The 21,611-nt window shown below is 67.2% G+C and carries 18 protein-coding genes; 9 read left to right on the top strand and 9 right to left on the bottom strand.

From position 1 onward, the window contains the following. Nucleotides 1–29: 29 nt before the first annotated feature. The 3 genes from chvE to C8C96_RS17615 all read right to left on the bottom strand — a co-directional run bounded on the left by chvE (nucleotide 30) and on the right by C8C96_RS17615 (nucleotide 3,783). Entirely contained in the window at nucleotides 30–1,100 is a 1,071-nt protein-coding gene (gene chvE, locus C8C96_RS17625) for a multiple monosaccharide ABC transporter substrate-binding protein (protein WP_056067543.1), read from the bottom strand. 187 nt (nucleotides 1,101–1,287) lie between these two features. Next, the gene (locus tag C8C96_RS17620; protein ID WP_056067811.1) at nucleotides 1,288–2,253 is read right to left on the bottom strand and encodes an ABC transporter substrate-binding protein; all 966 of its coding nucleotides are present in this window, start codon (nucleotides 2,251–2,253) and stop codon (nucleotides 1,288–1,290) included. A 78-nt stretch (nucleotides 2,254–2,331) separates the two neighbouring features. After that, nucleotides 2,332–3,783, bottom strand: a complete 1,452-nt coding sequence (locus tag C8C96_RS17615) for an aldehyde dehydrogenase family protein (protein ID WP_121943142.1) — start codon at nucleotides 3,781–3,783, stop codon at nucleotides 2,332–2,334. A 138-nt stretch (nucleotides 3,784–3,921) separates the two neighbouring features. On the opposite strand from C8C96_RS17615, the gene C8C96_RS17610 reads away from it, so the two are divergent. Then, the gene (locus C8C96_RS17610) at nucleotides 3,922–4,884 is read left to right on the top strand and encodes a LysR substrate-binding domain-containing protein (RefSeq protein ID WP_121943141.1); all 963 of its coding nucleotides are present in this window, start codon (nucleotides 3,922–3,924) and stop codon (nucleotides 4,882–4,884) included. Between the two features lie 943 nt (nucleotides 4,885–5,827). Here C8C96_RS17610 and C8C96_RS17605 read toward each other — a convergent pair. Next, on the bottom strand, nucleotides 5,828–6,649 hold the full coding sequence (locus C8C96_RS17605; RefSeq protein ID WP_121943140.1) for an SDR family NAD(P)-dependent oxidoreductase: 822 nt from the start codon (nucleotides 6,647–6,649) through the stop codon (nucleotides 5,828–5,830). Nucleotides 6,650–6,773: 124 nt separating this feature from the next. On the opposite strand from C8C96_RS17605, the gene C8C96_RS17600 reads away from it, so the two are divergent. Beyond that, nucleotides 6,774–7,727, top strand: coding sequence for an SMP-30/gluconolactonase/LRE family protein (locus C8C96_RS17600; protein ID WP_121943139.1), 954 nt, complete (start codon nucleotides 6,774–6,776; stop codon nucleotides 7,725–7,727). Nucleotides 7,728–7,803: 76 nt separating this feature from the next. Continuing rightward, the gene (locus C8C96_RS17595) at nucleotides 7,804–8,733 is read left to right on the top strand and encodes an aldose 1-epimerase (protein ID WP_121943138.1); all 930 of its coding nucleotides are present in this window, start codon (nucleotides 7,804–7,806) and stop codon (nucleotides 8,731–8,733) included. 93 nt (nucleotides 8,734–8,826) lie between these two features. Here C8C96_RS17595 and C8C96_RS17590 read toward each other — a convergent pair whose 3' ends face one another. Together C8C96_RS17590 and C8C96_RS17585 are read right to left on the bottom strand one after the other, a co-directional pair. Then, entirely contained in the window at nucleotides 8,827–10,440 is a 1,614-nt protein-coding gene (locus tag C8C96_RS17590; RefSeq protein ID WP_121943137.1) for a rhodanese-related sulfurtransferase, read from the bottom strand. Nucleotides 10,441–10,466: 26 nt separating this feature from the next. Next, nucleotides 10,467–11,123, bottom strand: a complete 657-nt coding sequence (locus tag C8C96_RS17585) for a cysteine dioxygenase (RefSeq protein WP_199737491.1) — start codon at nucleotides 11,121–11,123, stop codon at nucleotides 10,467–10,469. 204 nt (nucleotides 11,124–11,327) lie between these two features. Here C8C96_RS17585 and C8C96_RS17580 point away from each other — a divergent pair, with 204 nt between their 5' ends. The 4 genes from C8C96_RS17580 to C8C96_RS17560 all read left to right on the top strand — a co-directional run bounded on the left by C8C96_RS17580 (nucleotide 11,328) and on the right by C8C96_RS17560 (nucleotide 15,691). After that, the gene (locus C8C96_RS17580; protein ID WP_116749626.1) at nucleotides 11,328–12,353 is read left to right on the top strand and encodes an ABC transporter substrate-binding protein; all 1,026 of its coding nucleotides are present in this window, start codon (nucleotides 11,328–11,330) and stop codon (nucleotides 12,351–12,353) included. Nucleotides 12,354–12,561: 208 nt separating this feature from the next. Then, a complete protein-coding gene (locus C8C96_RS17570; protein WP_121943136.1) occupies nucleotides 12,562–13,677 on the top strand; it encodes an ABC transporter permease in 1,116 nt (371 codons plus the stop codon). Further along, on the top strand, nucleotides 13,671–14,474 hold the full coding sequence (locus C8C96_RS17565) for an ABC transporter ATP-binding protein (RefSeq protein WP_121943135.1): 804 nt from the start codon (nucleotides 13,671–13,673) through the stop codon (nucleotides 14,472–14,474). Before C8C96_RS17570 ends, C8C96_RS17565 begins: the two co-directional genes overlap by 7 nt. Nucleotides 14,475–14,482: 8 nt before the next feature. Then, entirely contained in the window at nucleotides 14,483–15,691 is a 1,209-nt protein-coding gene (locus C8C96_RS17560; RefSeq protein WP_233584264.1) for a cytochrome c, read from the top strand. 167 nt (nucleotides 15,692–15,858) lie between these two features. Here C8C96_RS17560 and C8C96_RS17555 read toward each other — a convergent pair whose 3' ends face one another. After that, on the bottom strand, nucleotides 15,859–16,251 hold the full coding sequence (locus tag C8C96_RS17555; protein WP_121943134.1) for a VOC family protein: 393 nt from the start codon (nucleotides 16,249–16,251) through the stop codon (nucleotides 15,859–15,861). Nucleotides 16,252–16,622: 371 nt separating this feature from the next. Between C8C96_RS17555 and C8C96_RS17550 the strand changes: the two genes are divergently transcribed. Continuing rightward, nucleotides 16,623–17,738, top strand: coding sequence for an LLM class flavin-dependent oxidoreductase (locus C8C96_RS17550; RefSeq protein ID WP_121943133.1), 1,116 nt, complete (start codon nucleotides 16,623–16,625; stop codon nucleotides 17,736–17,738). 81 nt (nucleotides 17,739–17,819) lie between these two features. Here the strand turns inward: C8C96_RS17550 and C8C96_RS17545 are convergent, their stop codons facing one another. Together C8C96_RS17545 and C8C96_RS17540 are read right to left on the bottom strand one after the other, a co-directional pair. Further along, on the bottom strand, nucleotides 17,820–19,460 hold the full coding sequence (locus C8C96_RS17545; protein WP_121943132.1) for an FAD-dependent monooxygenase: 1,641 nt from the start codon (nucleotides 19,458–19,460) through the stop codon (nucleotides 17,820–17,822). A 102-nt stretch (nucleotides 19,461–19,562) separates the two neighbouring features. Further along, a complete protein-coding gene (locus tag C8C96_RS17540) occupies nucleotides 19,563–20,579 on the bottom strand; it encodes a tripartite tricarboxylate transporter substrate binding protein (protein WP_121943131.1) in 1,017 nt (338 codons plus the stop codon). Between the two features lie 83 nt (nucleotides 20,580–20,662). Between C8C96_RS17540 and C8C96_RS17535 the strand changes: the two genes are divergently transcribed. Continuing rightward, complete coding sequence (locus C8C96_RS17535; RefSeq protein WP_233584263.1) at nucleotides 20,663–21,592, top strand: LysR family transcriptional regulator; 930 nt, start codon at nucleotides 20,663–20,665, stop codon at nucleotides 21,590–21,592. Nucleotides 21,593–21,611 lie beyond the last annotated feature (19 nt).

Genomic DNA, 21,611 nt, shown 5'->3' with positions numbered 1-21,611 from the left:
GCGGCTTTAGATGCAGAAGCCGCTCGCGCTCACTTGATTTGGGACTCTTTGTAGTACCCGCTGCCCACCAGCACCGTGTTCCAGTTGGATACGTCCACCGACACGGGCTTGAGCAGGTACGAGGGCACCACCTTCACGCCGTTGTTGTAGGTCTTGGTGTCGTTGATCTCGGGCTGCTTGCCCGTCAGCACGGCGTCCACCATGTTGGCGGCCACCTTGGCCAGCTCGCGGGTGTCCTTGAACACGGTGGAAGACTGTTCGCCCTTGAGGATGGACTTGATGGAAGGCACCTCAGCGTCTTGGCCGCTGACCACGGGGCAGGGCTGCTGGGCGGTGCAGTAGCCCACGCCCTTGAGGGAGGACAGGATGCCGATGGAGATGCCGTCATAGGGCGACAGCACCGCATGCACCTTGTCCTTGCCGTAGTAGGCCGACAGCAGGTTGTCCATGCGCGCCTGGGCCACCGAGCCATCCCAGCGCAGCGTGCCCACCTTGTTCATGCCGGTCTGCTTGCTGCGCACCACCAGCTTGCCGCTGTCGATGTAGGGCTGCAGCACGCTCATGGCGCCGTCGTAGAAGAAGAAGGCGTTGTTGTCGTCCGGCGAGCCGCCGAACAGTTCAATGTTGAACGGGCCCTTGCCTTGCTTGAGGCCCAGCTTGTCCACGATGGAGGTGGCCTGCAGCACACCCACCTGGAAGTTGTCGAACGTGGCGTAGTAGTCCACGTTCTTCGAGCCCTTGATGAGACGGTCGTACGCAATGACCTTCACGCCCTTGTCGGCCGCGTTTTGCAGCGCCTTGGACAGCGTGGTGCCGTCAATCGACGCGATCACCAGCACCTTGGCACCCTTGGTGATCATGTTCTCGATCTGCGCGAGCTGGTTGGGGATGTCGTCTTCGGCGTACTGCAGGTCGGTCTTGTAGCCCCGGTCCTTGAGCACCTTGACCATGTTGTCGCCATCGGCAATCCAGCGCGCCGAGGACTTGGTGGGCATCGAGATGCCAATGGTGCCCTTGTCCTGGGCCGATGCCACTGATGTGGCGCCAATCGCCGCCAGTGCCACGGTGGCCAACACGGCCTTGAAAATTGCACGCTTCATTTGAGTCTGTCTCCTGATGTTGTTTTGATTTGATTGCCCCTTGGATGCGTCACGGCCTTACGAAACTGTCGTGGCCCAGTGCCAGAGCCACCGCCCAAGGGCCGCCCCGCCGGGCCGGTGGCGTCCCCCTTCCCGCATCGCGCAGCGATGCGAGAGAAAGGGGGAAGGCGCGCAGCGCCTCAGGGGGTTAATACTTGCGGTTAGGCATTTCCTTCGCCGCCACTTCCATCGGGAAGATGCCTTCTTCCGTCACGATGCGCTTGGGCACCGCCTTGCCAGCCTTGATGTCCTTGACAGCGCTCATCAGCTGCGGGCCCAGCAGGGGGCTGCATTCCACGCTCACATTGAGCTTGCCGGCGATCATGGCTTCGAAGGCGCCCTTCACCGCGTCGATGGAGATGATCACGATGTCCTTGGCGGGCTTCATGCCGGCCTCTTCGATGGCCTGGATGGCGCCGATCGCCATGTCGTCGTTGTGCGCGTACAGCACATTGATCTTCTTGCCCTCGGCCTTCAGGAAGGCTTCCATCACTTCCTTGCCCTTGGCGCGGGTGAAGTCGCCGGTCTGGCTGCGGATGATCTTGAACTTGGAGTCGGCCTTGATGACTTCCTCAAAGCCCTTCTTGCGGTCGATGGCAGGGGCCGAGCCCACGGTGCCTTGCAGCTCGACGATGTTGACCTCGCCCTTCTGGTCCTTCATCTTCTCCACCAGCCAGCGGCCGGCCTTGCGGCCTTCTTCCACAAAGTCCGAGCCCATGAAGGTCACGTACAGCGACGTGTCCTTGGTGTTCACCGCGCGGTCGGTCAGCACCACGGGGATCTTGGCGGCCTTGGCCTCGCGCAACACGGGCTCCCAGCCCGACTCCACCACGGGCGAGAACGCAATCACGTCCACCTTCTGCGCGATGAACGAGCGGATGGCCTTGATCTGGTTCTCCTGCTTTTGCTGCGCGTCCGAGAACTTCAACTCGATGCCGGCCTCCTTGGCGGCCGACTTGATGGACTCGGTGTTGGCGGTGCGCCATTCGCTCTCGGCCCCCACCTGGCTGAAGCCCAGCACGAGGGGCTTTTGCGCCCAGGCGGCGCCGGGCAGCAAGGCGGCCACGGGCACGCTGGCCAAGGCGGCAGCAACGGTGCGGCGGTTCATTTTCATCATCTTGTCTCCTGTCTGTAATGGTTGGTTGACGATGGTTGCGGGATGGAAGGAAGGAACGCTCGAAAAGGGCAGGGCTCAAGCCAGCATGTAGCCGGTCTTGACGGTGGTGTAGAACTCGGCGGCGTAGCGCCCCTGCTCGCGGGCGCCGTAGCTCGATTCCTTGCGGCCGCCAAACGGCACATGGAAGTCCACGCCCGCCGTGGGCAGGTTCACCATGGTCATGCCCACGGCAGCGTGGCGCTTGAAGTGCATGGCGCGCTTGAGCGACGTGGTGCAGATGCCCGCACACAGGCCAAAGGGCGTGTCGTTGGCCAAGGCCAGTGCGTGCTCGTAGTCGTCAGCCCGCAGCACGCAGGCCACGGGGCCAAAGATTTCCTCGCGCGCCACGCGGTGCTCCGGGCGGGCCAGGAAGAGGGCGGGGCTCATGTAATGGCCTGGGGTGGCGCGCTCCAGGCGCTCGCCACCCCAGACATGCTCCGCTCCCTCGCTCTTCGCAATGTCGATGTAATCCAGGTTTTGTGCCAGCTGGTTGTCATCCACCACCGGGCCCATCTCGGTGCCACGCTCCAGCGCGTGGCCCACCTTCAGGCTGACCAGCCGGTTGCGCAGGCGCGCCACAAAGGCGTCGTGCACCTCGGCCTCGACGATGAGACGGCTCGATGCGGTGCAGCGCTGGCCGGTGGAGAAATACGAGCCCTGCAGCGCGCAGTCCACCGCCTGGTCCAGGTCGGCGTCGGCCAGCACGATGAGCGGGTTCTTGCCGCCCATCTCCAGCTGCACCTTGGCGCGCCGTGCTGAGGCCGCGCGCAAGATGCGCTCGCCTGTGGAAACAGAGCCGGTAAAGCTCAGCGCATTGACCAGCGGGTGGTCCACCAGCGTCTGCCCCACCTCGCGGCCGCTGCCCATGACGAGGTTGAAGGCACCGGCGGGCAGGCCGCTGCGGCTGATGATTTCGGCCAGCGCCCAGCCACAGGCGGGCACCAGCTCGGCGGGCTTGAACACCACGGTGTTGCCGTAGGCCAGGGCCGGGGCGATCTTCCAGGCCGGGATGGCGAACGGGAAGTTCCACGGCGCGATGATGCCCACCACGCCCACGGGCTCGCGGGTTACGTCCACCTGCACGCCCTGGCGCACAGAGGCCAGCAGCTCGCCCTGAATGCGCAGCGCCTCGCCCGCAAAAAACTTGAAGATCTGCCCGCTGCGCGCCACTTCGGCGATGCCTTCGGGCAGGGTCTTGCCTTCTTCACGGGCCAGCAGTGCGCCCAGCTCGTCCTTGCGTGCCAGCAGCTCGCTGCCAATCATGTCCAGCACGTCGGCGCGGCGTTGGGGTGTGCTCTGGCTCCAGGTGGGCAGGGCGTCGGCCGCCGCGCGCACGGCCAGCTCGGTCTGGTTGCGGTCGGCGCGGGCGTATTCGGCCACCACCTCGCGGGTGTCCGAGGGGTTGGTGCTGATGCCGGTGGTGGTGCCGATTTCCCACCGGCCGTTGATCAGGTGCCGGGGGCTGAGCTGGAGATCGCCGAGCTTCATGGAGAGAGGCCTTTGTTGCAGTTGCGGCGAAGTCTATGGAAGGTTTAGATATCAATCCAATCGTTTTTTAGACAAAATACATATCGTTCTTTGCATTCTGGAAAACCCCTCCCTTTTTTTTCCCGTCCTTCGCTATCCATGAGCACCTACAACCACTGGTTCATTCGCGCCCGCCTCAAGACGCGCCAGCTTCTGCTGCTGGTGGCTCTGGCCGAAGAGGGCAACATCCACCGCGCCGCCCAGGTGCTCAGCATGACCCAGCCGGCCGCCTCCAAGCTGCTCAAGGACCTGGAGGATGTGCTGGAGGTGTCGCTGTTTGACCGCCTGCCGCGTGGCATGCGCCCCACTTGGTATGGCGAAACCATGATTCGCCACGCCCGCATGGCCCTGGCCAACCTGAACCAGGCGCATGACGAGATTGGTGCGCTCAAGCGTGGGCACTATGGCCAAGTGGGCATCGGCGCCATCACCTCACCCGGCCTGAGCCTCCTGCCCGCCGCCGTGGCGCTGGTCAAACAGGAGCATCCCAGCCAGCGCATTTCGCTCGACATCGAGACCAGCCCGGTGCTGCTGGAGCGGCTGGAGCAGGGCAAGCTCGACATCGTGGTGGGCCGCCTGTACGAAGAGCACGACAAGGAGAACCTGCGTTATGAGTCGCTGACGGAGGAGCTGGTCTGCGCCATGACGCGCCCGGGCCACCCGTTGTCGAGCATGACGGGGCTGACGCTGCGCGATGTGGTGTCGGCCAGCTGGATCGTGCCGCCTGCGGGCAGCGTGTTGCGGCACCGGTTTGACCTGATGTTCCAGCAGGACGGGCTGGCGCCGCCGCTGCACACGGTGGAGACATCGGCGCTGCTGTTCATCACGCGCATGCTGCAGCAGAGCGACATGATTGCGGTGGTGGCGGAGGATGTGGCGCGCTATTACGCGGCGCATGGGATCGTGACGGTGTTGCCGCTGGCGATGCCGTGCCATATGGATGCGTTCGGAATCATCACGCGGTCGGACCGGCTGCTGTCGCCGGCGGCGAAGGTGATGATGAAGGCGTTGAAGCAGACGAGTCTGGTGCAGTATGGGCGGAGGTTGGAGGTGGGGGATTGATGGTTTTGAATTGATATTGGCTGGATGCGCTAGTAGGATATGTGCTGGTAGCTATTGATTTTGTAGTGCTTTTTTGATTGTTGCGTTGGGTATGGGTTGCACATCTCGCTGCGTGTCTGGTTCTAAGGCGGAGGCTGGGAGTCGCCCGGCATGCGAGTAACTTTCTTTTGCTTCGCCAAAAGAAAGTCACCAAAGAAAAGGCGCCCCCCAGTCTGCGACCCCTGCGCTTCGCTCCGGGGCGAACCTGCGTCGTGTCGGTTGCGGGGTGCGCCGTGGAACTCGCTCTGCGCTGGCGCGCGCCGCTCTGACATCCACGGCGAGTCAGTTCACGAAGCATGGGCGCTCCGACGCCCATGCTCACCCCGCAACCGCCCCGCCGCAGGCGCAGCCAGCAGGGGTGGGACAGCCGAACAACCGAACAACCGAACAGCCCTCGGGCCATCGCTGCGCTCGGCCTGGCCTGCGCAGCGCGTGGCGCTTGCGCCCGCGAGACGGGGCCGAGCGTAGCGCAGCGAAGCAATGGCCCGTGTGGATGTCCGCTCCCCGGGTTCCCTTCTGGATGCGCCTGGGGCGCGCAGGGCGCGGGGTGGCATGTGTGCCGAAGGACACACATGCTTCGTGAACTGACTCACCGCAGTTGTTCGAGCGAAGCGCCGCAGGCGCGCAGCGAGTTCTGCGGTGCACCCCGTGACCGAGCACCCCAGGTTGCCCCGTAGCGAAGCGAAGGGGTCGCAGACAGTAGGGTCGCCCTTTCTGTGGTGACTTTCTTGTCGAGCAAGCGAAAGAAAGTTACTCGCACGCCGGGCGACTCCCGGCCTCCGTCCTCAACCCGAGCACGCCGCCAGACCAGCACCCACACTCACACTCACACTCACAAACTACAAAAACAATAGCTGCCAGCGCTTAATGGATAAGCGCCAGAGCCCAAAAAGACTTCAAAAAATCAAACCCACCCAGCATCCACCTTGAACTCCTGCGCCGTACACATCGCCGCATCGTCCGACGCCAAAAACAACACCATCCGCGCAATGTCATGCGGCCGCAGCTTGTCCGGTAAACACTGGTTGCGCGCCAGCTCCTTCTCGCCCTCGGCGTCCAGCCACAGTTTGATCTGCCGCTCCGTCATCACCCACCCCGGCGACACCGTGTTGATGCGGATCCGGTCCTGCCCCAGCGTCTTGGCCAGCCCGCGCGTGAGGCCGTTCACCGACGACTTGGCAATCGCATAGCAGGGGTAGCCCGTGCCCTTGCCCTGCCAGCCCGTGGAGCCCAGGTTGATCACCGAGCCCGCGCCCAGCCTGCGCATGCCCGGCACCACGGCCTGGATGGCGAAGAAGGCGGGGCGCTCGTTGATGGCCATACGCTCGTCGTAGTACTCGGGCGTCACGGACTCCAGCGTGTGCCGGTCATCGCTGGCCACGTTGTTCACCAGCACCGCAAAGTCGCTGCCCAGCTCGGCCGCCGCTTCGGCCACACAGGCTTGCAGTGCGTTCACATCGCGCACATCACACACACGCCACCAGGGGCGGGGCAGGCCTGCGTCGGCAATGTGCTGGGCCAGGGCTTCGCTGGCATTGCGCGCCACGTCCACAAACGCCACGCGGGCACCTTGCTCGGCAAACGCCGCCACGATGGCCGCGCCAATGCCGCTGCCGCCGCCCGTCACAAACACGGCGCGGCCTTGCAGGCTGGGGAATTTCGCCAGGCCCTGGGGGGCGCCGGTGGCGTCGGTCGACGAAGAGGAGGGGATAAAAAGCTGTGTCATATCAATATTGCAATCAATCAATGGCAAAAAAATTCATTTCAAGCATCAATTGGCGTTGATAAGATGCCGCTCGTCAAGTGCCTGGCGGCAGGCCGATGCAAAAAAACGACCGGAGACAACCAACGTGCGCCCTTCGCTGGATACCCCCATCCCACCGTCCAGCGGCGCGTCCGCCTCTGCTCCCACAACAACCGGCGCCGTGCGCTGCGTGGTCGCACTGGGCAACGCACTGGGTGAGGGGGTGATGTGGTCCGTGCGCGAGCAGGCCGTGTACTGGGTGGACATCCTGCAGCGCGAGCTGCACCGCTGGGACCCGGCCACCAGCGCCCACCAGCGTTGGACGTTTGACGAAGAGATTTCTGCCATTGCCGAACGCGCGCACGCCCCGGGCTTCATCGTCACCCTGCGCCGGGGCTTTGCACTGTTCGACCCCGCTGCCGACATCGCCCCGCGCTACCTGCACCAGCCCGAGCCAGAGCGCACAGACAACCGCTTCAACGACGGCAAGTGCGACGCCCAGGGCCGCTTCTGGGGTGGCAGCATGGACTTTGCGTGCGAGGCTCCCACGGGCGCGCTCTACAGCTACACCGCCAGCGGCTACTGCGTGCGGCACGACGATTTTTTTGCCGTCACCAACGGCCCCACCTGGGCCCCTACCGCGCAAGGCACGGCCATGTTTTTCAATGACACGGTGCAGGGCACCACCTACCGCTACCGCTGCGACCCGGCCACCGGCACCGTGAGCGACAAAACGCTGTGGAAGCGTTGGCCCGCGGCTGACGGCGTGCCTGACGGCATGACCACCGATGCGCAGGGCCGCCTGTGGGTGGCGCACTGGGGCGGTAGCTGCGTCACCTGCCACGACGCCGACACGGCCGAGGAGCTGGCCCGCATCCCGCTGCCCGTAAGCCAGGTCACCAACTGCGCCTTTGGCGGTGCGGACCTGTGCACGCTGTACATCACCTCGGCCCGCACCGGTCTCACGCCCGAGCAGCTCGCGACCGAGCCGCTGGCCGGGGCACTGTTTGCCGTGGACATCAGCACGCCCGGCCTGCCCGCGCATCTTTTCGGCGGCTGATGCCGGCCGCGCGCGCAGCAGCGAGGCCCATGGCTCCGCCTCCTTTTTTCTCCATCCCGCAGAAAGCAAACCGCCCATGACCGAGGCCTCTTCATCCCACCCCATCGTCTGGCTGCACCACGCGGGGCAGCACCTGGGCCTGGTGCCCACACTGGGCGGCAGCGTGGCAGCCTGGCAGATCGACGACCCGCAAGAGGCTGATGCGCGCATCGACCTGTGGCGGCCGTGGGACGGCGCCACGCCCGACCTGTACCAGCTTGCATCCTTTGCCATGGTGCCCTGGTCCAACCGCGTCAGCGGCGGCGGGTTTGAGCATGCGGGGCAGTTCCACCCCATGCGTCCCAACCGCGTGGGCGAGCCGTACCCCATCCACGGCGACGGGTGGCTGCAGCCCTGGCAGCTGACCCAGACCGCGCCCGACACGCTGCAGATGCAGCTGCGCTCCGAGCGCTTTGACGGCAACCCTTACGAGTACGAGTGCGTGCAGACCTTCCGGCTGGTGGAGGGCGGCCTGGAACAGTCGGTGCAGGTGCGCCACCTGGGCGCGCAGCCGCTGCCGTACGGCCTGGGCCTGCACCCCTGGTTTCCGCGCACGCCCGGCACGCGCATCGCGGCGCCGGTGCAGGGCGTGTGGCTGTGTGGCGACGACCCTTTGCCCACGGAGCACACGCAGCAGTTTCCGCCTGGCTGGGACTTGAACACCGGCGCCCCCGCCAACGGCGGCCTGATCGACAACGCCTACACCGGCTGGGGCGGCACCGCGCAGATCGACTGGCCCGAGCGCGGTCTGCGCCTTACCGCCCACATGCCAGACTTTGCCAAGGACGGCGGCGCGGCTCACCACTACTGCCTGGTGTACCGCCCGCCACAGGGCCCGGCGTTCTGCTTTGAGCCCATCACCCAGCCCATCGATGCTTTCCACCAACCTGGCCAGCCCGGCCTGCGCACCTTGGCGCAGGGCGAGGTGCTGGCGATGAACGTGTCGTGGCGGTACGGGGCGTTGTGAGCGCCCCTCGGGCGCCCCAGGAGAGGGTTTGCAGCGAAATCAGCCGGTAGCGCTAGTGAATCATGCGCTGGCAGCTATTAAATCGATAGTGGATCAGATCACCCGGAACCCGTGGGTGCCGTCGCGCCCCAGTTGTTCCACCAGCCCGAACTCCCAGTCCAGGTAGGCCTGCATCGCTTCGCGCGGGCTGTCGGTGCCTTCGTACGGGCGGCGGTAGCGGTCGATGCGGGGCGAGGCCAGGCGCGTCTCGCCATGCTCCAGCGGCAGGCCCTGGGCGATCCAGGCCAGCGTGCCACCCTCCAGCACCACCACCTCGGCACCACCCGTCAGGCGGGCCAGGTCCTGCGCGGCATAGCGTGCCAGCAGGCTGCTGCCGCAGGTCAACACATAACGCTGCGCCTTGGGAATGCTGGCCACGGCCTGCGCCAGTTGCGAGCGGATCACGAACCACGCGCCGGGGATGTGGCGCTGCACGTAGTTGGCGCTGGTGGTCAGGTCCAGCACGGCGGTGTGGCCGGGGCGCTCTTTGCTTTCTTCGTTCAGCCAGGCCGCCAGTTGTGCGGGCGTGACCCAGGCAATGGGGCCTTCGGGCTCGGGCACGGTGTTGGCCACGGCGCCGGTCTCGCTGAAGTCGGCGGCGGGCGCGTCGTCCAGCACCCACACGTCCCAGCCCATCTGCGCCAGCCACGATGCACTCATGTTCGCGCGCACGCCGTCGTCATCCACCAGCACGATGCGCGCGCCACGCACGGCGGCGGTGTGGTCGGTCTCCTGCACCAGCTGGCCGCCGGGCGCGTTGCGAAAGCCGGGCAGGTGGCCAGCGGCAAATTCTTCGGGCGTGCGCACGTCCAGCAGGTAGGTGGTGCGCTGCGCCTCGGCCCCAAAGCGCGCCAGGTCGGCGCGGGTGGCGCGCTGCACGCCCGCGCGGTCGGCCACGCTGCGCGCCTGCTGGGGCGCGCGCTCGCGGTCGGCATGCACGGCGGGGTCAAAGCGGCGGGTGGCGCCGCGCTCCAGCGTCTGGCCGGCCAGCAGCCAGCCGATGGTGCCGTTGCGCAAGGCCGCCACCGGGTTGGGGATGCCCGCGTTCACCAGCGACTGCGTGCCGATGATGCTGCGCGTGCGGCCCGCGCAGTTCACGATGATCTGCGTGGCCGGGTTGGGCGCCAGTGCCTGCGCGCGCAGCACCAGCTCCGCGCCGGGCACGCTCACGCCGGTGGGGATGTTCATGGTGTGGTACTCGTCATACCGGCGCGCATCCAGCACCACGACATCGGCCTGGGCGTCGATGAGCGCCTGCACCTCTTCGGCCGCCAGCGAGGGCGTGTGGCGCTCGGCCTCCACCAGCTCGCCAAACGATTTGCTGGGCACGTTCACGTCGATGAACAGCTCGCCGCCCGCATCGCGCCAGCCCTGCAGGCCACCGGCCAGCAGCGTCACCTGCGTGTAGCCCAGCTGCTGCAGCTTGCGCGCGGCGGGCTCGGCCAGGCCTTCGCCGTTGTCGTACACCACGATGAAGGTGTCGCGGCGCGGAATGCGCGTCCACGCCTCCAGCTCGATCTTGCCGGCGGGCAGGTTGGCGGCGAACAGCGGGTGGCTCTGGGCAAACGGGTCTTCCTCGCGCACGTCGAGCAAGGCGATTTCCTGGCGGGCGAGCAGGGCCTCGCGAACCTGGTGGAACGAAGTCTGGGGCAGGGCGGGAGCGGTCATGGTCTTGGTGTTGGGTCGGATCGGCTTCAGGCAGCCGGTGCAGGGTTTTTGGACAGGTCCCAGAGGTTGGGCAGGGTGCTGTTGCTATAGCCCGAGATGAATGGCTTGCGCGTGCCGTCCTCCAGGTACACGCTGCGCTGCACCGCGCCAATGTTGGCGCCGTACACGTGGATGCTGATGGAGGTGTGGCCCTCCCACGCGTTGCTTACGCGGTGCACATCGCCTATTGCGGGGGCGTTGGGCGAGACGGCCTCCACCTGGCCCGGCTGCAGCCGCACGGGCGCGCCCTGCGGTGCCCAGCGGCCGTCGGGCGTGCGGGCATAGGCCTGCGAATCCTCGGCGCCGCGCAGCATGCCGATCAGGCCCCACACGGTGTGGTCATGAATGGGCGTGGCCTGGCCGGGGCCCCACACAAAACTCACGACCGAAAAGCGCCCCAGCGCATCGGCATGCAGCAGGTACTGCTGGTAGCGCTCGGGGTGGGGCTGGGCATAGGTGTCGGGCAGCCAGTCGTCGTGGGCCACCAGCGCGCCCAGCAGCGTGGCGCCCTGGGCCAGGGTGTCGGGCTCGGGCAGGCGCTGCTCCACCAGCGCGGCCAGCTGCTGCACAAAGTGGCGCAGGCGGGCGGTGTGGGGGGCGGAGGGGGACGTGGGTGGGGTCGATGGGTTGGGCAATGCACTCATGCCCGGTATTGCACCAGCGCTCGGGCTGCCCGTGTGTTGCGTGTTTTGCATATGCATCCCTGTTTTTCTTCGTTCTGTTGCGAGGCGTCTTTCAGTTCAATGCCAATCCATCGTAACGGCGGTGCGGACCGACTCGCAGGCATCCACAGGAATTCACGGGCAATCGCAGCGCCGATCAGGATTTGACAACCAAAAGGGCACAACATGAGCAAGCTTCAAAACCAAGGTGGGGTGGGAGGGCGCTGGACGCGCCGGCAGCTGTTGCAGACAGCGGGCGCGGCCAGCGTGGTGGGGGCGTCGAGTGTGGTGGGCAGCCACGTGCTGGCCGCCGGCAAGCTGCGCGAGGTAAAGCTGGCGTGGAACGCCAACGCCATCTGCCTGTCGGCCGCGCCGGTCGCCATCGAGCGCGGCATTTTTGAAAAACATGGCCTCAAGGTCGAGCTGATCAACTTTGCGGGCTCCACTGACCAGCTGCTGGAGACCATCGCCACCTCCAAGGCCGACGCGGGCCTGGGCATGGTGCACCGCTGGATCAAGCCGCTGGAGTCGGGCTTTGACGTGAAGCTGGTGGGCAGCTCGCACGGCGGCTGCTCGCGCCTGGTGGGCTACGAGGCCGCGGGCGTGACCAGCCTGCAAAAGCTCAAGGGCAAGACCATTGCGGTGTCGGACCTCAACAGCCCTGGCAAGAACTTCTTTTCGGTGCTGCTGACCAAGGCCGGGCTGAACCCCGAAAAGGACGTGACCTGGCGCCAGTTCCCTGGCGACATGCTGGGCCTGGCGGTGGAAAAAGGCGAGGCCCAGGCCATTGCCGATGGCGACCCCAACCTGCTGCTGATCCAGCGCCGCACCAAGGGCCTGGTGGACCTGGCGTCCAACCTGTCGGGCGAATATGCGGCCAAGACCTGCTGCGTGCTGGGCGTGAGCGGCGCCATGGTGCGCAACGACAAGGGCACGGCAGCCGCGCTGACCCGCGCCATCATCGAAGCGTCGGACTTCGTGGCCGACAACCCCAACGAAACGGCGCGCATCTTCAGCCCGTATTCCAAGGTGCCGCAGGAGGACCTGCGTGCTGTGCTGGGCACGCTCACGCACCGCAGCCACCCGGTGGGCACGGCGCTGCGGCAGGAGATCGAGTTCTATGCCCGCGACTTCAAGCTGGTGGGCGTGCTCAAGCCCGGCACCGACCCTGCGCGCTTCGCGGCCCACGTCCACGCTGACGTGCTGGTGTAGCAAAGGGCACCCCCCTGAGTCGCTGCGCGCCATCCCCCCGCTCTCGCAGTGCTTCGCATTGCGGGCAGGGGAACGCAGCCCTCGCTGCGGGGCGGCCCTTGCTCGGCAGCCCTCGCATGGGCCGCGCCCACCTCGCGCGGCTATGGCCAAACATTCACCGTGATGAATGAATACCACTGGACCTGAATCGATCTGACTGGACCCGACTATGAGCACTGTTGCCGACAACATCCTGGGCGCCCCGCCGGGCATCAGCCCCAAGCCTTCGCAGCCCCCGCTGCGTGCGCCCAGCCCATCATCCGGTGCGCCCCATGCTGCGGGTGCGCAGCCTGTCACCGCGCCTGACTTCAAGGCGGCCAAAGCGGCCCAGGGGGTCTGGTGGGCGGGGCTGGCCGCCGCCGTGGCTTGGGCGGGGCTGGCTTTGCTCACGGGGCTGTGGCCCAACAAGCCTGCGGGCTTCAGCGAATGGGCGTTTACCGAAGAGTTCGCCTGGGGTGCGGGGGGCGTGTCGGCACTGCTGCTGGCGCTGACCGTGCTGGCCCGTCCGCTGGCTGCCGTGGTGCGCCGCGTGCGTGCGGCTGGACCGTGGCTGGTGGCCATTGCCGTCGGCCTGGCGGTGTGGGAGGTGTTCACCGCCAAGCTGGGCACGCTGCCGCCGCCCTTCTTTGCACCGCCCCAAAGCCTGGTGGAGGTGTACGCCACCGACTGGCCGCGCCTCCTGGAGAGCGCGGGCGCTTCCATCCGCCTGCTGGCGCTGGGCATTGCGATTGGAGCAGCTGCAGGTTTTGTCACGGGCGTGCTGATCGGCTGGTCGCGCCAGGCCAGTTACTGGATCCACCCGGTGCTGCGCATCCTGGGCCCGGTGCCCACCACCGCGCTGCTGCCGGTCAGCTTTTATTTCTTTCCGTCCAGCTGGTCCACCGCGATCTTTTTGATTGCGCTGGGCACGGCCTTCCCGGTGGCCATCCTCACCTGGTCGGGCGTGGCCGGGGTGCACAAGAACTTTTATGACGTGGCCCGCACCATGGGCGCGTCGCCCTGGTTTCTGGTGCTGCGCGTGGCCATCCCTGCGGCGCTGCCGCAGGTGTTTGTGGGCCTGTTCATGGGCCTGGGCGCGGCGTTCTCCACCCTGGTGGTGGCCGAGATGCTGGGCGTGAAGGCGGGCCTGGGCTGGTATCTCACCTGGGCGCAGGGCTGGGCGGCATACCCCAACATGTATGCGGCGCTCATCGTGATGGCGCTGCTGTTCTCAGGCGTGATCACACTGCTGTTTGTGCTGCGCGACAGGGTGCTGTCGTGGCAGAAGGGGGTGGTGAAATGGTGAGTTCCGCGACGGTTCCCGAAATCTCTACGGCGGCCCGTGTGAACGGCGCACGCATTGACGTGCGCAATGTCAGCCACTGGTTTGACCTGCCTGCAGGCCCGCTGCACGTGATCGACGAGCTGGATTTGTCCATTGCACCCGGCGAGTTCGTGGCCCTGCTGGGCCCCAGCGGCTGCGGCAAGAGCACGCTGCTGCGCCTGGTGGCGGGGCTGGAGCCAGCCACCACCGGCGAGCTGCTGCAGAATGGCGCCCCCATCACCCAGCCCGACCCGTCGCGCATCGTGGTGTTTCAGGACCCCACGCTGTTCCCCTGGCGCACCGTGTGGGACAACGTGGCCCTGGGGCTGCAGGCGCGCGGCATCCTCAAATCCCAGCGCCATCGCGTGGACGAAGCGCTGGCCCTGGTCGGGCTGCAGGACTTTGCCAAGGCCTTCCCGCACCAGCTCTCGGGCGGCATGGCGCAGCGCGTGGCGCTGGCGCGTGCGCTGGTCAACGACCCCACCTTGCTGGTGCTGGACGAGCCGCTGGGCAAGCTCGACTCGCTCACGCGCCTGTCCATGCAGACCGAGCTGGTGCAGCTGTGGCAGCGTGCAGGCTTCTCGGCCTTGCTCGTCACGCACGATGTGGAAGAAGCGCTGTTCATGGCGCAGCGTGTGGTGGTGTTCTCTGACCGGCCTGCGCGCGTCAAGCAGGTGCTCGTCAACGACCTGCCATACCCGCGCCACCGGGGCGACCCACGCCTGGCGGCCCTGCGCCACGAGGCGCTGGCGTTGCTGGGGCTGGACGCCAGCTGGTAGCCGCCGCCTTGGCCTGGCTGTCGTTGCCGCCCGAGTGGCTGGCCGCTCTGCTCGAAGGCCTGCAGGCCACCCAGCAGTGCCTGCGCGCGCTGTTGCACGCGGTGGGCCTGGCGCCCGATGTGCACGGCCAGCCCGCCTGGCCGTTTGCGCACCGTGTGGCCGCCGAGATGCTGGTGGTGGATGCCGGCCACGCGCGGCGCGTGCTGCTGTCGCTGCTGTGTGTGGGTGTGGCGCTGCTGGCGCTGGCGGTATCTGTGGCGTGGCGGCGCGGCCGCAGGCCGCTGTGGTGGCTGGCCGCTGCACTGGTGGTGTTTGCGCCCTGGCCCCATCGCCACCTGCTGCTGACGCCCGCCGTGGCCACCAGCCTGCACCAGTCACCCACGGGCTTCACTGCGCAGGGCATCGTGCGCGGCCAGGCGGTGTACCAGCAGCATTGCGTGCGCTGCCATGGCGCCAGTGCCAACGGCGAAGGGCCCGATGCAGCCCGGCTGGCCATGTGGCCGCCCAACCTGAACGGCGCGCTGCTGTGGAAGCGGCTGGACGGCGAACTCTTCTGGCGCGTGCGCCACGGCATGCAGGGCCGCAACGGCGTGCAGACCATGCCCGGCTTTGGCACCACGCAGCTCACCGACGCCCAGGTGTGGGAGGTGCTGGACTACCTGCGAGCCCATGCCGCAGGCCAGATGCTGCGCGAATCGGGCACCTGGGACCGCCCCGTGCGCCTGCCCGACGTGGCCGTGCTGTGCCGCCAGGGGCGCCAGCACACGGCGCGCAGCCTGGTGGGGCAGCGGCTGCGCGTGGTGCTGCCAGGCAGCGGCAGCCCCTTGCCTGCCGATGATCCACGCCTTGTTTCGCTGGTGGTGGCGCACCCCGGGCCCGGCGCGGCGCACACTCCCGATGCTGCTGCTACTGCCGATGCGGAATGCCTGACCACCGATACCGCAGCGCCGTTGGCACTGGCCCTGGTGCTGGGGGTGCCCGCCAGCGACCTGCCCGGCCACCAGCTCATCGCAGACCGCGCGGGCTGGCTGCGCGCACGGGGCCAGCCGGGCAAGGCCGCATGGTCGGAGGACGATCTGGTCTGCCGCACTGCGCCAGCGGCCCAGCTGCCTTCTGTCGACATGACAGCCAACGCTGCGGGCGATGGCCTGCAGGCGCTGATTCGCCGCATGGACGCAGAGCCCGTGCGGCTGGTGCGGGGCGGCTTCCCGCACTGACAGCGCCTGCCACCAGCGTGTTGGCACCGCGCTGCGAGCGAACGCCTGGGTCGCGTTCAGATTGCTCTCAAAAGAATAGCGGCCAGCGCTTTATCGACTAGCGCTTGAGGCCATTTTCCCTAAATATGCAGCGCATGGGGCTTCCGCCCGCCCGGTGCCACCCTGCGCTACGCCTGTTCGTGCGACGCCACACACAGCTTGTTGCCGTCCGGGTCCCGAAAATACGCGCCGTAGTAGTTGGCGTGGTACTCGGGCCGCAGCCCGGGGCGGCCCTCGCACTGGCCGCCCAGGCTCAGCGCCAGCGCATGGGCCGCGTCCACCTGGCTGCGCGTGGCGGCCATGAAGGCCACCATCAGCCCGTTGCCAGGGTGGGGCACCTCGCCGTTGAACGGGCGGGCAATCACAAACAGCGGCCGGGGGCCGGGGGTGGATTCCCAGCCCGCCCAGGGCCGCTCGGCTTCGCAAAAGCGCTCCTGAATGCCCAGCGAGGCCAGCACCGGCCGGTAGAACGCCAGGGCGCGCTCGAAATCTGTGATGCCAACAAAAACGTGCGAGAGCATGGTGGGTGGGGGCCTTTCTGGATGCGAAGTGGGCTGGCCATTGTGAGGAGTGAGGAGCGAGGCGCCAGCGGTCAGAGGTCAGAGGCCAGGGCCAGGCGTTCAGGTCGGCAACGCACTGGCCGACCATGCCGACGCTGACGGCCAGGCGGCGGAGTCTGGATGACAACCCGCCACAGCATAGCGGCGCGCACGGCGGCGGTGTACCCCCTTCGCCTTGCACAGCGGGGCCTATGCGCCGCACAACTTTGCAAACGCGTTTTTCTTCGTTGGCGCGCGCCAGGGGCGGGCAGATCATGGCTGCAGTCCCGCACGCGTGACGTTGCCAACCATTCACCCAACCTTGTTTCACCCCATCGCCACAGGAGCCCGCTATGCCCGTCCAGTTCATCGGCATGATCCAGCCGCACGAAGTCTCTGAAACCATCGCCCGCAAGGGCCCGGCGGTGGACCCCGCCTATGTGCGCGTGTTTGCCCAGGCGCACGAGCACGCGGGGTTTGACCGCATCCTGGTGCCTGCCAGCTCGTCCAGCCCCGACACGCTGCTGACCGTCACGTACGCGGCATCGGTCACCGACAAGATCAAGTTCCTGCTGGCGCACCGCCCCGGCTTTGTTGCGCCCACCCTGGCCGCGCGCCAGCTGGCCACGCTGGACCACTACACCAACGGCCGCCTGGCCGTGCACTACATCAGCGGCGGCTCGGACGAAGACCAGCAGCGCGATGGCGACTTCCTGAACCACGACGAGCGCTATGCGCGCACGGACGAATACCTCACCATCCTGCGCCGCGTGTGGGCCGAAGACAAACCCTTTGACCACGAAGGCACCTACTACCGCGCCAAGGGGGTGGTGTCGGAAGTCAAGCCCCTGCAAGGCCAGCGCGTGCCTATCTACTTTGGTGGCGCCTCTGCACCCGCGCTGCAGGTGGCCGGCAAACATGCCGACGTGTACGCGCTGTGGGGTGAGTCGCTGGCCCAGGCGGGCGACCTGGTGCGCCGTGTGCGCGCCGAGGCCACCTTGCAGGGCCGGCATGTGGACTTCAGCATCTCGTTCCGCCCCATCCTGGGCAAGACCGAGGACGAAGCCTGGGCCAAGGCCGAGCGCATTCTGGAAGACACGCGCCGTTTGCGTGTGAGCCAAGGCTACTCGCGCGGCGTGGGCCCGCAGCAGAGCGAAGGCGCGCAGCGCCTGCTGGCCGACGCCGCCAAGGGCGACCGTGTGGACGAACGCCTGTGGACGGCCATTGCGCGCGAGCTGGGCGGCCGGTCCAACTCCACATCGCTGGTGGGTACGCCCGAGCAGGTGGCCGACGCACTGCTCAAGTACTACGACCTGGGCATCACCACCTTCCTGATCCGTGGCTTTGACCCGCTGGTGGACGCTATCGAGTACGGCCGCGAGCTGCTGCCCCTGGTGCGCGCCAAGGTGGCAGAGCGCGACGGGCATCAGACACCGGTGGCGCCCGCCGCGCTGCGCAAGGCTGCCTGAGCGATTGGCTGCCTGGCGCCCCGGCCTGGATCGCGCCCCGGCTGGGGCGTTGCCGCTAACGCAGCGGCCTCGCCCGTGCGGTTACCCCACCATGCGCGCCAGAACGTCGCGGGCTTGCGCTGCCGTCACCACGGGGCCGCCAGCAGGCGCCGTCCAGGCCACAAACTGGTCGGGCCGCACCAGCACCAGCGGTGCGCCATAGCGCGCAGGCTCGGTGCCTTCGCCCCCGTCACCACAGTCCACCAGCCGCAGGGGCAGGCCCAGGCCCGCCGCCGCCTCGCGAAAGGCCTGCACCGATGGCGCGTGGGCGCCGTCGCCGCCCACCACCAGCAGCGAAAAGCCCGGGCCCAGTTCCTCAAACACATTGCGTCCGGTGGGCAGCGTGGCGGGCGCCAGGTGGTGGCCAGGACGCGCCTCAAACCGGTGCGATCCCTTGGCGCTGCTGGCGCGGCCCTCGCTGCCCCACACGATGCCCGAGCCCTCATAGTGCGGCTCAAACGCATGCACCTCGCCCACGGCGCCTTGGGCGCGCGCTTGCCACGCGACCTCAAACGCGGCCTGGTCGCGCGCTGGGTCGTAGGCGTCCAAAAACTCCTTGTCTGTCTCGATGGACCGCGCAATGAAGTCATTGATCGTGGACGCAAACACCGGGCGCCGCTCGGCGTCGTACGAGTCCAGCAGGCGCACGCCGCCCCAGCCTTGCAGCGTGGCGGCCAGCTTCCAGCCCAGGTTGCGCGCGTCTTCCAGGCCCGAGTTCACCCCATAGCCGCCGTAGGGCGGGTGGCTGTGGGCGGCATCACCCGCGATGAACACCCGGCCCTTGCGATAGCTGTCGGCCAGCATGAAGCGCAGGTCCCAAAAGCCGATGTGCTCAAACTCCACCTCAAACTCCGCGCCCACCGCCTCGTGCAGGTAGGCGGCAAAGTCAAAGTTGTCTTTGGTGGTGCCTGGCGGCACCGGGGCGTGAAAGAACCAAGTGCTGCCCAGGTCCACCCGGCCCAGAAACTTCCAGTAGCCCTTCAGCTCGGGCTGCAGCACGTTGTAGTAAGACTTGCCGGGGTAGCGCTCCAGCAGCTGGTGCAGGCCTTGCGACTTGAACACCAGCAGCACCATCATGCGGTCGTGGTCGGTGCGGGTGTGAGTGATGCCCGCCTGCTCGCGCACCACCGACCGCGCCCCGTCCGACCCCACCACATAGGCGCCGCGCAGCACGCGCTGGGCCTTGCCGTCGCCGCGTTGCTGAATGGTGACGGACACGCCCGCATCGTCCTGCGCCACGGTGCTTGTCTCCCAGCCGTAGAGGGTCTGCACCGACGGCAGCTGGGCCACGCGCTGGCGCAGCACCGCCTCGGTGGCGTACTGCGGCAGCCGCTCGTTGGCAGTGAAGTAGTAGGGCTTGACCAGGTCGCGTTGCAGCCAGTCGTAGCTGTAGGGCCCCAGCAGCGTGCCATGTGCGGTCAGGCCGCCAATGCCGTATTCGACCGGTATGGTGCGCGCCGCACGCAGCTGCTTTTCAGCCCCCCAGAAATGAAAGTGCTCCATGGTGCGCTGCGTGAGGTTCTGGCCCTTGGGAATGGGCTGGGGCTGCACATAGCGCTCCACCACAATCACGCTCACGCCGCGCTGGCCCAGCTCAATGGCCAGGCCCATGCCGACGGGGCCGCCGCCCACGATGATCACTTCGGCGTCCTGCTGCGGCGCCACGGTTGCTTGCTGGTTCATGTTGTTGGTTTTGTTCGATTCGGTTCGGTACGGGTCGCGATGCGGGGTTGCGCAGTGCTGTGCTGCGCTGCGCGCTGCTGTGTGGTGCGGGGCGAGTCGTAGTTACTCGGCGGTGATGCCCTGGGCCTTGATGAGGTCGGCCCAGCGCTTGGCGTCAGCCATCACGAGCTTCTGGAAGGCGTCTGGCGAGCTGTGGGCGGGCGTCATGCCCTGGGTCTCGAACGACTTGGCCACGGCGGGCGATGCCAGCACATCGCGCAGCTCGGTGTTGAGCCGGTCCACCATCGCGCGGGGCGTGCCTGCGGGGGCAAACACGCCGTACCACATGTCCACGTTCAGGTCGCCCAGCTTCAGCGTGCCCAGCGACGGCACCTCGGGCAGCAGCGGGTGGGGCGTGTCCGAGCTGATGGCCAGCGCCTTCAGCTTGCCCGCCTTCACATGCTGCAAGGCCACGTGGATGGGCAAGAACATCGCGTCGATCTGCCCGCCCAGCAGGTCTGTCACGGCCGGAGCGGTGCCCCGGTAGCTGATGTGGGTGAGCGAAATTTTGGCCCGGTTCTTCAGCAGCTCCATGGCCAGGTGGTGCGGCGTGCCCGCACCGGGCGAGCCGTAGTTGAGCGAGCCGGGCTTGGCCCGGGCACGGTCCATCAGGTCCTTGAGCGATTCGATCTTGGACCCGGCCGACGCCACCAGCAGCAGCTGCCCCCAGCTCGTCTGGCTCACGGGCACCAGGTCCGTCAGCGGGTTAAAGCCCTGCTTGGGGTACAGCGCCATGTTCATCACCAGCGTGTTCACGCTGACCAGCAGCGTGGTGCCGTCGGGCGCAGCGCGCACCACCTCTTGCGTGCCGATGATGCCGGACGCACCCGCCTTGTTCTCCACAAAAAACGGGCGCTTGAGCCGGTCAGACAACGGCTGCGCAATCTGCCGCGCAATCAGGTCAATGCCCGTGCCGGGCGTGAACGGCACCACCAGCCGCACCGGCGCATCGGCTCCTGTCTGCGCCCAGGCCTTGGGCGTGGCGGCTGCAGCCGTGGCGGCCAGCGCGCCCAGCACCAGGCTGCGGCGTTGGGGGGAGGGCGGTTGCGCGTTGGCACGCAGGGTGGGCAGCTGGGGCATGGGGCTTGTCTCTTTAGTCGTTGAAAGGGCGTTGCGGGTCGATTACAACGACACTCTTGACATTGATCAAACGGAAAATTCTGATGAATTCTTCATCAAAGCTGATGAATGTCAGCACCCGCCAGCTCCACGCTTTTCTGGAGGTAACGCGCCTGCAGAGCTTTGCCAAGGCGGCCGAGCAGGTGCACCTGTCGCCCTCGGGCATGAGCATGCTGGTCAAGGAGCTGGAAGACCAGGTGGGCGCCCGCTTGTTTGACCGCACCACCCGGTCGATCACGCTGACCGACGCCGGGCGCCGCCTGCAGCCCGTGGCCGAGCGCGTGGTGGGCGAGTTGCGCGCCCTGGGCGCCGTGCTGGACGGCAACGAGGCCGCCGTGCGCTCGCGCCTGCTGGTGGCGGCCACGCCCATGATCTCGGCCAGCCTGCTGCCCGAGGTGATTCGCGGCTTTGCGCAAAGCCACCCCGGTGTGCAGGTGCAGCTCAGCGACGTCGAGGTGGGCACCGTGCGCCAGCGCGTGCTCGACGGCGAGGCCGACATCGGCTTTGGCTTCTTCGTCAAACCCGCCGTGGGGCTGTCGCGCCAGCCCTTGTGCAAGTTCCGCCTCATGCGCATCAGCCCGCCCGATGCGGCGCACACCAGCGGCCAGCTGTCAGACAGCCAGCCCTGGAGCCGCCTCAAAGACGTGCCCCTGGTCAGCCTGCCGTCGGGCAACCCCATCCAGGTGGTGATTGAAAAGCAGCTCTCCCGCCTGGGCCTGGCCCACCAGGAGCGCCCCCGCATGAACTTGATTGGCACCCTCATCGGCATGGTGCGCGCAGGCCGTGGCAGCGCCATCGTGCCCTCGTTTGCGCTGGAAGAATGCCTGCGCCAGGGCCTGGGCGTCGCCATGCTGCGCGAGCCCGTGGTGCACCTGGACCTGTACCTGGCCTACCGCCGGGGCACGCAGCAACAACCGGCGGCCATGGCGTTTGCCGATGCGTTGCGAGAGGCAGCGGTGCGGTTGCCGGCGTAGTCGGGCGATCCTGGGGCGT

This window comes from Acidovorax sp. 100, assembly GCF_003688355.1.
GTDB classification, from domain to species: domain Bacteria; phylum Pseudomonadota; class Gammaproteobacteria; order Burkholderiales; family Burkholderiaceae_C; genus Acidovorax; species Acidovorax delafieldii.
The sequence above is the reverse complement of the archived record's forward strand: the minus strand, read 5'-3'. Positions and strand labels throughout refer to the sequence as shown.